Consider the following 15812-nt stretch of genomic DNA (forward strand, 5'->3'; position numbering starts at 1 on the left):
ATTATAAATTTAGCTCTTTTATTTTACGGTACAAGGTGCGCTCTGATATTCCCAGCTCGTTGGCAGCAAGTTTGCGTTTGCCTTTATGTTTTTTTAGCGCCTTACGTATAAGGTCTGATTCTTTTTCAACTAAAGACAACGACTCCTCTACCTCTTCGGTATGGTGAACAATATCATAATCATTATTGCTGTTGCTGATGTTATTGTTAACGGATGGCTGCAGCGTAAATTGTGGCTCAGGTACGCTTGCCTGCGGTAATTCTATATCCCTGTAAAGTTGTGTAATAGCCTGCGAATTATTCTGATATGCCGTGCTAACACCACCATGCTCAATAATATCGGCAACCAGCTTTTTAAGCTCTATCATGTCGCGCTTCATATCAAACAATACTTTGTACAGGATATCGCGCTCAGAGAAATCTTCTTTAGGCTGATTGTCCAATCGCATTGGCAGATTGGTGCGGCCTGTCTCATGCGGAATATAGGTAAGCAGGGTTTGCGCGGTAATCACACGGTCGCGCTCTAACACGGCCAGTTGCTCGGCCATATTTTTTAATTGGCGCACGTTGCCCGGCCATGAGTAGTTTACCAATACCTGCTGTGCATCATCGTCAAGTTGAATAGGCGGCGTGCGGTACTTATCGGTAAAATCTGATGTAAACTTACGGAACAACAGGAAGATATCTTCTTTACGCTCGCGCAAAGGCGGTATCTTCAAAGGCACGGTATTTAAACGATAGTAAAGATCCTCGCGGAATTTACCTGCCTTTACCGCGTCATAAACATCAACGTTAGTTGCGGCAATAACGCGTACGTTGGTTTTCTCTACCTTTGATGAACCTACGCGAATATACTGGCCTGATTCCAGTACGCGCAATAAACGCGCCTGTGTACCCAGCGGCATCTCGGCTATCTCATCTAAAAAGATGGTACCGCCGTTCACGGTTTCAAAATAACCCTTGCGTTCGCCCACGGCTCCGGTGTAAGCACCCTTCTCGTGGCCAAAAAGTTCTGAGTCGATAGTTCCTTCGGGGATAGCGCCACAGTTAACCGCAATGAACGGCCCATGCTTGCGTGCACTTATCTGGTGAATGATATGCGAAAAAACCTCTTTACCGCTACCGCTCTCGCCGGTAATTAATACCGAGATATCAGTAGGTGCAACCTGGTTTGCAATATTTATAGCCCGGTTAAGCAACGGCGAATTGCCGATGATACCGAAGCGCTGTTTGATCTCTTGAATATCCATATTTAATAAGAGTCAAGAATTAAGAGTCGAGAATCAAGATGCTTTCTCATTCTCTAAAATATACTCACGGAATGAAAATATCATTCTTTGAACTTCAGATAAAAGTTGAAGACATACTTCAAGTTTTTCTTGCGACCCGTAACTTCTGCGTTCGCATATTAGCAATTGCGTCTCGAGTTCAAAAGAAGAAGAGATCGAAACTGCTAAAAATTCTGCAAAGTGTTTATTTGTATTCTTACCCGAGCCTTCTGCAATGTTCGACGGCACTGAACAAGAACTTCTGTTAATTTGGTCTATTAAATTATATCTTTCGTTAACCGGCAAATCTTTGCAAAAATCAAAAGTCATATCGGTCAAGTCCATCGCTTTCTGCCACACTTTTAGGTTTTTAAAGTTATGCCTCATCCAATTTCTGTCTTGACTCTTGATTCTTGGCTCTTGCCTCTATTAAACAATTCTCCCTATCAACGTAGCCGAGGTACACTTCTCAACCAATACGTTAGCGTACTGGCCGGGTTTGTAGCCTTCCTGTACCGGGAATACCACCATGGCATTCTTATCGTTACGGCCGCAATAGTCTTTGTCTGATTTTTTTGAGAAACCTTCTATCAGCACACGGTCAACCCTGCCCACGTGTTGTTGCAGGCGGTAGTGCGATGATTCGCGCTGTTTTGCCACCACCTGGTTCAAACGTACCGCTTTTATCGGCTCCGGTATATCATCCGCATAGCGTTTTGCTGCCAGGGTGCCGGGGCGCTCGCTGTACATAAACATGTAGGCATAATCGTACTGTACATAATCCATCATGCTGAGGGTCTCGTTGTGCTCATCTTCGGTCTCGGTGCAGAAACCGGTAATGATATCTGTAGAGATAGCACAATCGGGGATGATACGGCGGATAGCATCAACACGTTCCATGTACCACTCGCGGTCGTAAGTACGGTTCATTATTTCCAGTACACGGCTATTACCGCTTTGTACCGGCAGGTGTATATAGTTACAGATGTTATCGTATTTAGCGATGGTATGTAACACTTCATCAGTAATATCTTTAGGGTGCGATGTTGAGAAACGTACACGCAGTTCAGGGTTAACAAGCGCAACCATCTCCAAAAGGTTGGCGAAGTTTACTACCTCAGTAGCCCCCTCTGCCAACTGGGTTGCACTCCACTTATACGAATCCACGTTCTGGCCCAGCAAAGTCACCTCGCGGTAACCTTTGTTAAACAGATCCTGGCACTCGGCTACTACAGAGTAAGCATCACGGCTGCGTTCGCGGCCACGGGTAAACGGAACCACGCAGAAAGAGCACATATTATCGCAACCGCGCATGATTGATACGAACGCATTTATACCATTGCTGTTCAAACGTACAGGGCTGATATCGGCATAGGTCTCCTCGCGGCTTAGCAATACGTTAACGGCTTTTTGGCCGCCGTCAACTTTATCTATCAGGTTAGGCAGGTCGCGGTAAGCATCGGGGCCTACTACTACGTCAACCAGTTTTTCTTCTTCTAAAAACTTCGATTTAAGGCGCTCTGCCATACAACCCAGCACACCTACCACCATACCCGGGTTTTTACCTTTTGCGTAGGCAAACTCTTTCAGTCGGTTACGTACGCGGGTCTCGGCGTTCTCGCGGATTGAGCAGGTGTTTATGAAAATAACATCGGCATTGTTAAAGTCGCCGGTAGTTTCAAAACCTTTCTCGGCTAATATGGATGCCACTATCTCGCTGTCAGAAAAATTCATGGCGCAGCCATAGCTTTCAATATAAAGCTTGCGGCCATTATTTTTCTCACCCGGCTCTATTACTAAAGCCTCTCCCTGCCTGCTCTCATCGTGCGTTTTATCCGGTGTAAGGAATTCCATCTTAAATCTTAAAAATTGAGCCGCAAAAATACACAAAAATTAATTACCAGCGTGACAGTTTGTCAGCGTTTAACAATTTCTGCTTTTTGTTGTTAATGCTTTGGGTTGTACATAAACATATAAAAGCCACCTATAACATGGTAGAGACTACAAAAAAACGCAGGTGGCTAAAGGTGCTGCTTATTGTACTGGCTGTATTAGCCGTACTGATACTGGTACCTGTACTTTTCCTGAACAGCTACCTCGAACCCAAACTATCCGACAAGCTTAAAACAGCCGTAGCCAAAGGCAGCGACAGCCTCTACACCATTGATTTTAGTGATGCCAAACTTAACGTTTTACAAGGCCGCGTGGTCCTGTACGGGATCAAATTAAAACCTAATGTTGATGTATATCGCGCAAAGCGCGAGAATAAAGAGCACGTGCCCAATAGTCTTTATGAGTTGCATGTGCAGCGCCTCATTGTTTCAGGCGTAAAAGTTGCCGATCTGTATTTTAATAAGAGACTCAGCATCTCGCGCATTACTTTGGACCAGCCCGAGATCATCGCTAGCAAATATGCCAACAAGCCGGATAGCGGTAAAAAAGACAACCGCACGCTTTATCAAAAGATAGAGAAGACCTTTAAATCAGTAAATGTTGGGGAGTTAAGACTGAGCAATATCCGCCTGAAAAACATCAATTACACCGGCCCAAAACCATCCCGCTCAGAGTTGAAGGATATGGATATTTTGGGGAGCAGCCTGCTGATAGATTCTGCTTCGCAGAGTGACACCACGCGCTTCCTTTTCTTTAAAGACGTGACCACGCAACTGCATAATTACACCAGCAGATCGGCAGATGGGCTTTATACTTTTAAAGTGAAAGCCGTTAAACTCTCCACCCAAAGCAAAAAGCTAACGGTTGACGGTTTGTACCTTACCCCTATCGATTACCCTACTTTCTTCAAAAAAAGCAAAAGCGACCGTTTTGATATTCACCTCGAAAATATTGTATTGCACAACTTTGATTACAATGGTTTTCAGGATAACCAAAGCATCGATATTAAAAAGATGGAGATCGATAAGGGAAGCTTTGGCTTGTATAGTAACTACAACGGCAAGCTGCAAACTACCGACAGGCTGGTAACCTTCCCAAACTGGGCCATCCGCGAGAAGATGCCCATGCCTGTTAATATTGACACGCTGGATCTGAAACAGATGAGCTTTACCTATTCCCAGCGCAACACACCTACCATGAAGTTTGGGCACGTAAAATTCAACAGCATTAACGGGCGTTTCCTGAATTTGACCAACCGTAAAGATCTGCTGAAGAAAAACAACATCTGCACAGCCGATATAACCAGCCTGTTTATGGGCAAAGGAAAATTCGACCTGCATTTTGTATTCAACCTCAGCGATCCGGATTACAGCTACGCTTATAAAGGCCATTTAGCGCCGATGGATATGACTATAGTGACCCCGGTACTGATGCCGCTGTCCATGGTGAAGATAAACCGGGGGCGCGTTACTTCCTTTGATTTTAATGTGCACAGCACGCAAAAGGTATCAAAGGGAACGGTATCATTTCTGTATAAGGATTTGAATGTTGATGTGCTCCGCCCCGATTATACCAAGAAGACACTCATCAGTGCCCTTGCCAATACCGTTATCCTGAAACATGATAACCCTGATGACGGTGAGAAAACCCTGCGACTGGCAAACGTAGTTTACATCCGCCCCAAAAACTTCCCGTTCTTTAAAACGGTATGGCATGTACTGCTAAACGGCATCAAAAATTGCGCAGGCGTTGGCCCTGCGCAGGAGAAAAAGCTAAACGCGCAGCAAGATACCAACGACAAAAAAGAGCAGGAAAAGATCATCAAGAAAGCTGTAAAGGAAAAAGAGAAAGAGGATAAGAAGTTTAAGGAGAAGGTTGAAGAGAAGAAGAAAGGGAAGGCTTAAGTCATGGCATCCAACCCAACTCGTCATTGCGAGGTACGAAGCAATCTCTTTAGAACAGTTCTTCGTTAGGAATGGAAGTGAGTTATGAATCGTCAGTGGATGTTACTTTCTTTTCTCTCAAAAGAAAGTAACCAAAGAAAAGTCGCGGCTACGGTAACGCGCTACAATGGTTGTGCCGATGCAATGCCTGTGCTATCCGCACGTTACACTATGCCGCAGTGTTCGGTGCCGACGGGTTCGTCTTTATATTTTTTATGTACTATTTGTCATTCTGAGCGTAGCGAAGAATCTAACCGCGTTCTCTGTAAAGTATAAAGATTCTTCGCTACGCTCAGAATGACAAGTGCTTTAAGTCCTCTCCTTTGGAGAGGATTTAGGTGAGGCCTCTACTGGCAATGACGCGTGGGAAACTTAGCGTATGGGATGCCGATCCGTCAGCCGACGGACGGCATGACGTTTCTTCTTATAACTTTCTTACTGCAACAACAACTTCAAATTAACACCAAAATTGGTAAACGCTGTAGTGAACGCCTGCGAGGTGTATGGCTTGGTGATGTTACTATCGTAAAACAAATTGAGGTTAAAACGCTGATTGATCACGTAATCTATCGACGGGCGCAGGGTAATATTTTTGGCACCTGATGATACCTCGGCGCCCGGAACATCGGCCCGATAGATCACCAGCTTTTTATCGCGGATAGCTACATCCAGTTTAAAGTTCACATCGTTGTTCTCGCGGTTGCCGGTGCCAAACAGCCCCCATGGCATCCTGAAGTTTTTAGGGCGATAACCAAAGCCCAATACAATAATATTCTCGTCCTGCTGTGCTAACTGGCTATTCAGCATACTTAGGTTAAGGAAACGGTTCTTGCTAAACTCCACATTGGCTGTCATGCTGTTTTTGAAACGAACATCGGCACCCAGTAACGGAAGGAAAGACTCCAATATACTTACCTGCGAGAACTGGTAAAGCGGCAGGAAATCCTGGTTCGGGTCGCGCACGGCGCTGTAGCCATTCACAGCCTGGTACTGCAGCAGGGTGGTGTAGGCACTTACGTTATATGATGAGCGATACACGTGGCGCAGATCAAACGAGTCAAACAGATCACTGAACAACGGCAGCCTTGCCAGGCCACTGTATTTAATATCCCAGTTAGGGATAGGTATTTTAGGGAACTGCGTTAAGTTTACCGACCCTGCATCCTTGCCGGTGTAAGCCGCCAGGAAGGCCGGCACCAATACGTTTTGCGCATTTGGCCCGTAGCCATCGGCGTACCCATCGGCAGAGCCGGAAGAGTTTGGATTTTGCTGACCTAAACGTTGCGATATTACCGCGCGATTATCCAAAAATTTCTGGAAAGCCTCTGAGTTTTTAGTAAGATCGCCGCCTTTTGAGAAAGCCGTACCTATTGACAGGAACGACACGCTGTAAGTACCCGAGGTAACCGGGCTAAGGTTCTCTATCTGCTGTGTAGACTCAAGATATTTAAACTGGGTTTGATAGTTCCTATCCTGCGTGCGGAAAGCTTTTAGTTCGATACGCAGATCGGGCAGTGGCTCAATAATACTGCGCAGTTGTATATCCTCGTTAAATGATTTTACAAACAACTGGTTCTGCAATGTATCAGTTGTTATCCATCCATTGGCCACCGCGCGGCCACGTATATCCGTCTGGCTACCCAGTAGGAAGCCGATACCCGGAGCACTGTAGTCAAGATCCTGCCCAAAGAAATTTGATTTTGGCAGATAGCCGGGCAGGAAAGTACCCTCGGTGCGCGTGTAGGTACCGCTGATATTTTTAATACTGGTAAGCAGGCCAAGCAACAAGCTTCCGGCACTTGTCTTTTCATTATTACCCTTCCGCAAGCCACGGAACTTGTTATAAAGATTAGCAAAGTTAAGGTTAGGGTTTAACTGGATGGTACGGGCATTTTGGATGCTGTTACCCACGTCATAGGTTGGGTTGTTAATAGCAAATGTTGGCTGCGATTGCCAGTTAAAGTTAGTGCTATAGCGCGTAGTAAGCGCAGTCCACTCAAGGCCCGGTATTTTATTTATAGGCGTGGTGTAGTTAATGTTAATGGTGTGGTTGTAATTAACGGTACGGCCAAGTTTCATCAGGTTATCCCAAAGGGTATCGCGTTTTAAACCGGTTATACGCCCCATCGGCTCATCAACTACCGATAGGTTGGTTGCATCAATATCCAACGATAATGATTTAGATAAATTCCAGCCGATGCCATAAACCCTCGTAATATTAAAGTTTTTGTTGAACGATGTTGGGATAGGGATAGAGTTATTAGGGTCGTTATTACGCAAGGTGTTCTCAGAATAGAACCTGTCGAAATTAATGCTGAAATTTAACCTTGAAGGCAATATACTGAAGTTGAAATCGCGCGCCAGCGCAAGCAAATTGCTCTTTATGATCTTGGCAAATGGCGTGATGAACTTAGGCTCGTTGGTGTAGTTATAATTAAGTGCTACACGATAGGTTTTGGCCATATCATTCTCCACAATAAAATCGTGGTGACGATATTCGGTATAGGCATAGGTGGCAGCAAAATTTTCCACATCCCAAACATGTACCGGTGCCGATGCGTCGGTACGCTCTTTATGTACGTTGGTGAAGTTGATGCTTTTGCGCACGGTAAAATCTTCTGATACACGCTTTATAGAATCGCGGGCCTCTGTACTTTGCGCAGCGGCCAGTGATTTCTTCAATTCCACATCAGGCATACCGGGGTCATATTGCGGTGTACTTTTTTGGGTGGATATATTCACATACGCCGGGATGCGGATACCGCTTTTCTCAGGGAAGAACTTGCCAAGCTCCACACTGGCCGATGCATCAATGATCTGGTTATCGCTACGGTTACGGTCGCTCACCCTCGAATCGAGCGTACCAAAGCCAATGGTACTCTTACTGCCGGATACGGTGATATTGGCAAAATCTGCCAGGGCTGCATCCACACGTGCCGTAGCCGCCCAGCCACCACGCTGGTCAAAATCAGTAAGGCGCAATTCATCAAACCAAACCGTACCGGTTTTATTTAGCCCGTCATCGCCGCTCATGCTATTGGCCTTGTAAGGGTTGCGCACACCCAGCATAATGGTACGCAACCGGCTCAGATCGGGTTGCCCTTTTATGGTCACTTTGTTGGCACCATCGGTATAAACAAACGGTACTGTGAACGGCCACGGTTGCCCGTTTAGTTTGGCGTTATTACGCGCCAGCTTGGCATCTGTTAAGATAGATAATTCCAGGTTCAGCTCATTCACGGATGGCCATATTGCACCGGGGTCTCGGGTACCGGGTTGGGTAACAGCCAAAGGCACCTCATACTCGTAGTAGTTATCCTGATAATCAACCCCTAAGCGCACAAAGGCATTCAGGTCGTTATTTTTTAGCTGATCGCCTTCGGCGTGGATAAACATCTGCACGCGTTTATAAGAGCGCAGATCATTATAAAAAGTACGGAACGCCGCCCTCGAGTAACCATCGCGCAGGTTGGTTACGTTCAATGATAGCGATTGCTCGTTAAGCTTGGTATCTGTTTGTAAGTTGTTGTAGTTGCGCTGGCGATTAATGCCCGGCGGCACCACGTAAGGTATTGGCGTGCGGTTACCATTCTCCTCAATATTTACAGCCTGCACATCCAGTACCGAGCCATCAATTACCGGGTTTTGGATAGCAGGATCTGCAATAACATTCAGAGGATTATTCTCGGCATTAAAGGTGCGCCACTCGCTGCTGGCTAATTGCAGGGTAGCAAAACGCAATACAGCTGTATCGGCAAAGTTGGTCATGAACATGCGCATAAAGCGGATGGCCTTAAAATCTTGTATGTTGCCCACCTTGCTGGTATAATCCGTTATCGGAACCCGGAACTGGTACCAGGTAACAGTTTGCGTTGTACCATTTGGCAATTTAACGTTGGCGTTGATTTTATCGTTGATGTAGTTTTGGCCAACCACCATATCCTGCGGGCGGATAGACACGCGGTACTGGTAGTATTCATCGGCCTGGCTCATGTTATTATCGCGGTTAATATCCTCACCATCAGGCAATGATGTTGATGCCGATGTTTGTATACCCAGTTCTGCCTGCGATTGTTCTGCGGTTTTAGAGTTACCCTCAGTACCGTTGAAGCGGCTGTAACGTTCCAAAATACCGGCACCAGCCTGGTCAAGCGCCTGGCCCTGGTAGTATTGGTAGTTATCTGATGATGGGTCGGCGTTAAGCAATGCAGCAGCCTGCGGGTTTAACAGCCCTTGCGTTTGTTGCAACATAGGCGCAAATTTCACCTTCTCATCAGCATCGTTCAAACCATCCAAACCAATATCCTGCAGGCGGCGGTTATTGGGGTCGTTATCAAAAGCATTAACAACAGGTTGCAGTTTTGATACGCGCCCCCAGTTGGTTTCATCAACCTTGTCGGCCGTGGTGCCGTCAACAGGCAGGGCGTTCTCTAAACTTTTACGGCCATCTTTCAAAATATCCTCAGATATACTACCTAAGTTAAAATACAGATCGCCACCTTGCGAGTTTGGCTTGTAGATGAACGGATCTAACATCCAAAACTCGATATACCCCACGTTGAGCGCCTGAAAATCGTTGGTCTCCAGTTTACGGAACATACCGCCCCAGCGGTTGCGTGGGTTTTGCAGCGTACCATCATTGTTAATGCCTGTAGTGGTGTAGTTGTACGGGCCACGCACGGTTGGGTAAAACGCCATGTTCAGTGTAGCCAAACTGATAGGTTGCCCGGTGGTTGATTGTTTGTATGGGAACACTTCCTGCTCCAGCACCTGCCTTACGTAATGGTTTGACAGGTCATTCCGCGATACCGGGATATTACCCGAATTAACATAAAATATCGGATCAATATTATAGTAGGCCAGCCTTGCACGGTTAAAACCGTAGCTAAGATCATCAAATGCGTTTGATTCTGTAAACATTTGCGGCGTGCCGGATAGCTGCCAGTTTAACGCTCCTTTTATATCGATAACGGTACGGCTGTTCTCAAAGTCATCCAGGTATGATGTACCATTTTTTGAGCCCGCAAAATCCAGGGCGCCCGGGCTGCCGGGGTTCAGTTGGGCAAACTCACCGCTAAAGTTTATGGTTGATGGCGCTTTGGTATTGATAAGCGGAATCTTATCTACCAGGCGGGTCAGAAACCGTGATTCGGAACTATAGTTGGCATCAAAACCCCAGATAGTGTTAGAGATCGATTCCTGCCCCACTATCTCGTTCTGGTTAATAGGCTGTTCGGTAAGGTGCATCAAAGTAGCACCCAAAGCCAGTTTAGGGTTCACATGATAATCCAGCCTGGTTCCCCAGAGAGATTTTTGTTGCACGCCGAAAAGCTCGTTATTCTCCAACTTGATGTTAATCGGCTGGCCCGATTGCAGCAGTGCCTGGTTCAGCATCCGCAAACGGCCCGAGCTGTAGTCGATGGTATAGTCTGTTCCTTCCTGCAGTTTTAAATTGCCCGCCGTTACCACAACAGATCCTTGCGGAACGTTCACGGCATTTAGCTGATATTCTGACCCATTTTGGCCGGTATAAGTACCCTTAATAAGATAACGATTAAGCTTAGGGAACAGTTGCTGGGCAATCACCTTGGTTGAATCATATAGCGCCTGGTAAACATAACGTGCGGTTAAATCACCCTCGGCAGGGGTAAATTGTTTAGCCAGATCGCTACCAAATGGTTCAACCGTAGGGAACATGATGCGCCCGTTTTGCGAGTCGATAGTAATGCCTTCTAAAAAGTCAAAGAAACCATCCGGGCTTTTATCATTCTGTTGGTTAAGGTTATCCAGCCCCGTTATCTGCAGCCAGCGTTTACCTTTGGTATTGGTACCCTCGTCTACCCCGGTCTTTTCAATCCCCGATTTATCATCTAAACGGGTAACGTTCAACTTAAAGTTGGTGGGGCTTATCTGGCTTGCTCCTAACGAGTAAATGTTTTTCATCATCAGGTCCCAGGTTGGCAGGCTGGTTTTAAGCAATTCGTTCTTTAAAAGTTTGGTATAAAGTACCTGCGGGGTGGTGGTGTTCACGGCCCTATCACTACTAAACTCGCCCACCTGGTATTGCACACCATTTACGGTGTACTGGTAAGCAACGGCCAATACCTCATCGTTATTCAGCGGATAGTTTAGTGAGATATAACCCAATTGCGGATGCAGGGTAAACTCGTTATCCTTTAGTTTACGGGCGTAAGTTAGCTTGGCATAGTTATCAGTAGCACCGGTAGACTGGAAATAAGTGGCAATAGCATTAGAGTTGGTATTACGCGCCCCTGAGGGGATATTGGTTAACAAGTTATTTGACTGCTGCGGAAAACCGGGCCCCTGAAAACCCGCAGGATAACCACTCGTGCCCGGGTTAATCAACGGGTTATGTGGTCTGTTCTCACCCAGGTCAAGGAAAGCCAATATATCACGCGAATCGGTAGTTACGCTGGTTCGGTTGGTTGTCCAAACCTCAATCCTGGTAATGTTAATGTTTGAGCTGATGATAGGAATATTGGCCAGCGCACGGTTATAATTATTCCTGAAATATTGCGACAGGAAGTAGTGCTTATTTGCTTCATAGTCAGCCGCGGTAATAGAGATATTGCCCTGCTGCGAACCATTGGTAATGGTAATATTTTTTGATTGCGAACGCTGCTGCGAAAAAATGCTGGTTACATCCAACCTGCCAAATTTCAGTTTGGTTTTTACCCCAAACAATGCCTGGCTGCCGGTGATGAGTGTGGTATTCAGCGGCATACTAACAGTACCGGCCTCTATCTTCTGGATGATCTCATCCGGGTGACCGGTGTAATCCAGCTTTATCTGGTTCTCAAACTGGAACTGCGCCTGGGTATTATAGTTGGTGGTGATTTTCAGTTTGTCGCCAATATCACCTGTTACGTTCAGTTGAATTCTTTGGTCAAAATTAAAGTTAAACTGGTTACGCTGGCGGGTATTAAACAGCGGGTTCTCGTTTTTATTTATCTGCCCTGCCAATATCACTTCTGCAGATCCTTGTGGGCGAATATTAATATTTGAACTGCCAAAGATCTGTTCAAATGTTTTACTGCGAATGCGCATCTGCGGAATAAAGCCCGGCTGCTCAGACTCAAACGCATAATTGTCTGATAACTGCTGAAAATACTCGCGCTTCATGCTGCGTTGCTGCAACAGCAGATACTCGCTAAAAGTTAAGTATTGTGGCGCACGATAGTTAAGATTACCCAGTTTCTCGTACAATATGTAGCGGTTAGTTGCAGGGTCATACTCCACCGTTCGCACCAGGCCGGGCGGGTCTTTAAAGAATAAGCCCGAGCGCTCGCGTTTTGATGTTGCCTCGCGCAGCTGAACCGGGCCGGGTTTAAAACCCGTATCTGTTCTTGCCGTTTGCGTTGTTGGCATGCCTTGCTGCGGTTGCGCTTGCACAGGTGTTTGCCCCGGCCTCGCCTGCTGGTTAAAAGGCTGCTGCTGCGATTGATTTGTACTTTGCTGACTTGGATACTGCTGCTGCCTGTTTGGAAACTGCTGGCCTTGCTGCGAAGGATATTGTTGCTGCCCCTGCTGTGCCGGATATTGGGTCGGCAACTGATTTGGAACCGAAGTTAGCTGTTGCACAGGCGTTTGCTGCGCATATAGCTTTCCTACCCCGCTTAAAGCAGATACAAAAAGTATAACTACAAAAAGCTTAGTAGTAAAAATTTTAACCAACTTGTGTCTTAAATGGGTAATTATAAGTTCTTAAGCGCGTATTTGATAAGTTGCTCTACAGTTAATTCACCTGTATTTTTGCCTATCTCCTGATCCAGAACTTTCTCTGCAACGTTACGTACAAAACCCAGCATAACAAGGGCGGAAAGCGCCTCTTCTTTTACCGTTTTTAACCCTACCGGGTTTGCAGTTAAACTATCCGGACCTTCTTTCTTTAATTTATCCTGAAGCTCTAAAATGATGCGTTGGGCAGATTTTGGGCCGATGCCTTTAATGCTTTTTATCAGCGCCACATTGCCCTGCACAATGGCCGTTTGTATCTCGGCCGGAGTAATGGATGAAAGCATCATCCGTGCAGTATTTGGCCCAATGCCAGATATGGATACCAGGTGCAGGAAGAGCTTGCGCTCTCCTGCATCGGCAAAACCATAAAGTGTATGGGCATCTTCTTTTACGTGCAGCCATGTGTACAGCTTGCAACGTTCCCCATCGCCAAGCAGCGAATAGGTATTTAACGATATATTGATCTGGTAACCAACTCCACCTGCATCAATCACCACATAAGCGGCGCTCTTGAACGCCAGTTTACCATCAATATAGTCGTACATGTTTTTTCAGATTATTTCTTTTTTGTTTTGGCCTGGCTTGCTTCCTTGGCTGCACATTTTATCTGCGCATCAATTACGGCAATCGTAACCATGTTTACAATTTCACGAACCGAACTACCCAGCTGTAACACGTGCACCGGCTTTTTTAAGCCTAACAGGATAGGGCCAACAGCTTCGGCACCACCAATTTCCTGCATTAATTTGTAGGCAATATTGCCCGATTCAAGTGTAGGAAAGATAAGAGTATTTGCCGGCTTTCCGTTAAGTGTTGAGAAAGGAAAATTATCTGCCAGTAATGCCGGGTTAAGGGCAAAGTTGGCCTGCATTTCACCATCAACAATCATATCCGGATATTTCTCGTGTAATATCTTAACTGCCTCGCGGGTTTTCTCGGGGAGCTCGCCGTCATTTGAACCGAAGTTTGAGTACGACAGGATAGCCACACGCGGCTGGATATTTAACTGTGCTACCGATTTTTCTATCAGCACTGTAATATCTACCAGTTCCTGCGCGGTCGGGTTAATGTTTACCGTGGTATCGCCAAAAAAGAACGGGCCTTTTTGGGTGATCATGAGGTACATACCTGCCACACGGCTGATACCTTCTTCAATACCGATGATCTGCAGCGCCGGTTTTACCGTTGATGCATAGTTTTTGGTCAGGCCAGAGATCAATGCATCGGCCTCGCCAAACTCCACCATACAGGCACCGTAGTAGTTACGGTCGGTGATCATTTTCTTAGCCTCGAACATGGTCATGCCCCTGCGCTGGCGTTTTTTAAACAGGAACTGAGTATACTCTTCAGAGCGTGGTGTTTCTTTTTTGGTATCGATGATCTCCACATCGCCCAGATCAATTTCGGTTTCGCGCATGATCTCGCGGATGCGTGCCTCGTTACCCAAAAGTATCGGCGTGGCAATTTTGTCTTCTTTAACAATCTGCGCAGCGCGTAATATCTTGTAATTATCGGCCTCAGCAAATACTATACGTTTTGGATCTTGCTTGGCCTGGTTGGTCATATCGCGCAGCAGTTTATTGTTGCTGCCCAGGCGGCTCATCAATTCTTCGTTATAAGCATCCCAATCGGTGATCACCTTACGGGCCACACCCGATTCAATAGCCGCTTTTGCTACAGCTGATGATACCTCGGTGATCAAGCGCTGATCCATCGGTTTAGGGATGATATAGTCTTTACCAAATTTAAGGTTGGTAAGATTGTAAGCTAAGTTTACAGCCTCGGGCACCGGCTTTTTAGCCATCTCGGCAATAGCTTTAACCGCTGCTATCTTCATTTCCTCGTTAATGGCAGTTGCACGTACGTCTAAAGCGCCACGGAAAATGTAAGGGAAGCCCAATACGTTATTTACCTGGTTAGGATAATCAGAACGACCGGTTGCCATGATGATATCTTTACGGGCAGCGGTGGCTACATCGTAATTGATCTCGGGCTCGGGATTGGCCATAGCAAATACCACAGGGTTTTTAGCCATACCCATCAGCATATCGGCAGTAACCACGTTACCAGCAGAAAGACCGATGAAAACATCGGCACCTTTCATGGCTTCGGCAAGGGTAGTAATATCTTTACGGCTGGTGGCAAACTCCAGGCGGATATCGTCAAGGTCGGTACGGTCAGGAGTGATCAAACCGTTGATGTCAAACATCACCAGGTTCTCTTTTTTAACCCCCAGCGACAGGTACATTTTTGTACATGATACGGCTGCCGCGCCGGCACCATTTACTACCAGTTTTATTTTCTCCAGTTTTTTGCCCTGTATCTCGCAGGCATTCATCAGGGCTGCGCCCGATATAATGGCGGTACCGTGCTGGTCATCGTGCATCACCGGGATATTCATCTCGGCTTTTAAACGGCGCTCGATCTCGAAACAAGTTGGGGCTGATATATCTTCCAAATTAACGCCGCCAAAGGTTGGCTCAAGCGCTTTTACGATGTTCACAAAATCATCAACCGATTTAGCGTTCACCTCAAGGTCGAACACGTCGATATCGGCATAAATTTTAAACAGCAGGCCTTTACCTTCCATTACCGGCTTGCTGGCCTCGGGGCCAATGTTGCCTAAGCCAAGCACGGCTGTACCGTTACTGATAACGGCTACAAGATTACCTTTTGCGGTATATTTATAAACATCGTCAACATTGTTGGCAATTTCACGGCAGGGCTCGGCAACGCCCGGCGAGTACGCCAATGTAAGGTCGCGTTGTGAGTTTGTAGGCTTTGTAGGAACTACCTGTATTTTGCCGGGACGGCCTTTTGCATGGTAGTTTAGAGCATCCTGCTTACGAGTTGGTTTGTTCATGGTTTTTCTTTTGTTGAAGCCCCCAAAATTACGATTAGTTTTCTTGAAGAGCCAACAAAAAGGCTTAGGTTAAAATACTTTAAATTTG

Annotated in this window: 7 protein-coding genes; 1 reads left to right on the forward strand and 6 read right to left on the reverse strand. The window is 46.2% G+C overall.

The annotated features are described in order from the left end of the window. Position 1: 1 nt before the first annotated feature. Genes D0C36_RS09210 through miaB form a run of 3 tightly spaced genes read right to left on the reverse strand, consistent with a single transcriptional unit; the run spans position 2 to position 3121 of the window. The gene (locus tag D0C36_RS09210) at positions 2–1249 is read right to left on the reverse strand and encodes a sigma-54 interaction domain-containing protein (protein ID WP_117391225.1); all 1248 of its coding nucleotides are present in this window, start codon (positions 1247–1249) and stop codon (positions 2–4) included. Positions 1250–1282: 33 nt separating this feature from the next. Beyond that, the gene (locus D0C36_RS24940) at positions 1283–1654 is read right to left on the reverse strand and encodes a four helix bundle protein (RefSeq protein ID WP_117391226.1); all 372 of its coding nucleotides are present in this window, start codon (positions 1652–1654) and stop codon (positions 1283–1285) included. 42 nt (positions 1655–1696) lie between these two features. Then, positions 1697–3121 (reverse strand): tRNA (N6-isopentenyl adenosine(37)-C2)-methylthiotransferase MiaB, encoded by a 1425-nt coding sequence (miaB, locus tag D0C36_RS09220; RefSeq protein ID WP_117391227.1) that lies wholly within the window; start codon positions 3119–3121, stop codon positions 1697–1699. Positions 3122–3258: 137 nt separating this feature from the next. On the opposite strand from miaB, the gene D0C36_RS09225 reads away from it, so the two are divergent. Further along, entirely contained in the window at positions 3259–5064 is a 1806-nt protein-coding gene (locus D0C36_RS09225; protein ID WP_147321972.1) for a hypothetical protein, read from the forward strand. A gap of 474 nt (positions 5065–5538) precedes the next feature. On the opposite strand, the gene sov is transcribed toward D0C36_RS09225, so the two are convergent. The 3 genes from sov to D0C36_RS09240 all read right to left on the reverse strand — a co-directional run bounded on the left by sov (position 5539) and on the right by D0C36_RS09240 (position 15724). Then, positions 5539–12516 carry a T9SS outer membrane translocon Sov/SprA gene (sov, locus tag D0C36_RS09230; RefSeq protein WP_449406631.1) on the reverse strand — a complete coding sequence of 2326 codons (6978 nt, stop codon included), beginning with the start codon at positions 12514–12516 and terminating at the stop codon, positions 5539–5541. 302 nt (positions 12517–12818) lie between these two features. Further along, positions 12819–13406 (reverse strand): Holliday junction branch migration protein RuvA, encoded by a 588-nt coding sequence (gene ruvA, locus D0C36_RS09235; protein WP_117391229.1) that lies wholly within the window; start codon positions 13404–13406, stop codon positions 12819–12821. Positions 13407–13417: 11 nt separating this feature from the next. Continuing rightward, positions 13418–15724, reverse strand: a complete 2307-nt coding sequence (locus D0C36_RS09240; RefSeq protein ID WP_117391230.1) for an NADP-dependent malic enzyme — start codon at positions 15722–15724, stop codon at positions 13418–13420. Positions 15725–15812: the final 88 nt, after the last annotated feature.

Source organism: Mucilaginibacter conchicola (genome assembly GCF_003432115.1).
GTDB classification, from domain to species: domain Bacteria; phylum Bacteroidota; class Bacteroidia; order Sphingobacteriales; family Sphingobacteriaceae; genus Mucilaginibacter; species Mucilaginibacter conchicola.

Bases quoted from the DNA above. Each gene is read 5' to 3' on its own strand.
- D0C36_RS09210 (WP_117391225.1), bottom strand. From the start codon at position 1,249: ATGGATATTCAAGAGATCAAACAGCGCTTCGGTATCATCGGCAATTCG.
- D0C36_RS24940 (WP_117391226.1), bottom strand. From the start codon at position 1,654: ATGAGGCATAACTTTAAAAACCTAAAAGTGTGGCAGAAAGCGATGGAC.
- miaB (WP_117391227.1), bottom strand. From the start codon at position 3,121: ATGGAATTCCTTACACCGGATAAAACGCACGATGAGAGCAGGCAGGGA.
- D0C36_RS09225 (WP_147321972.1), top strand. From the start codon at position 3,259: ATGGTAGAGACTACAAAAAAACGCAGGTGGCTAAAGGTGCTGCTTATT.
- ruvA (WP_117391229.1), bottom strand. From the start codon at position 13,406: ATGTACGACTATATTGATGGTAAACTGGCGTTCAAGAGCGCCGCTTAT.
- D0C36_RS09240 (WP_117391230.1), bottom strand. From the start codon at position 15,724: ATGAACAAACCAACTCGTAAGCAGGATGCTCTAAACTACCATGCAAAA.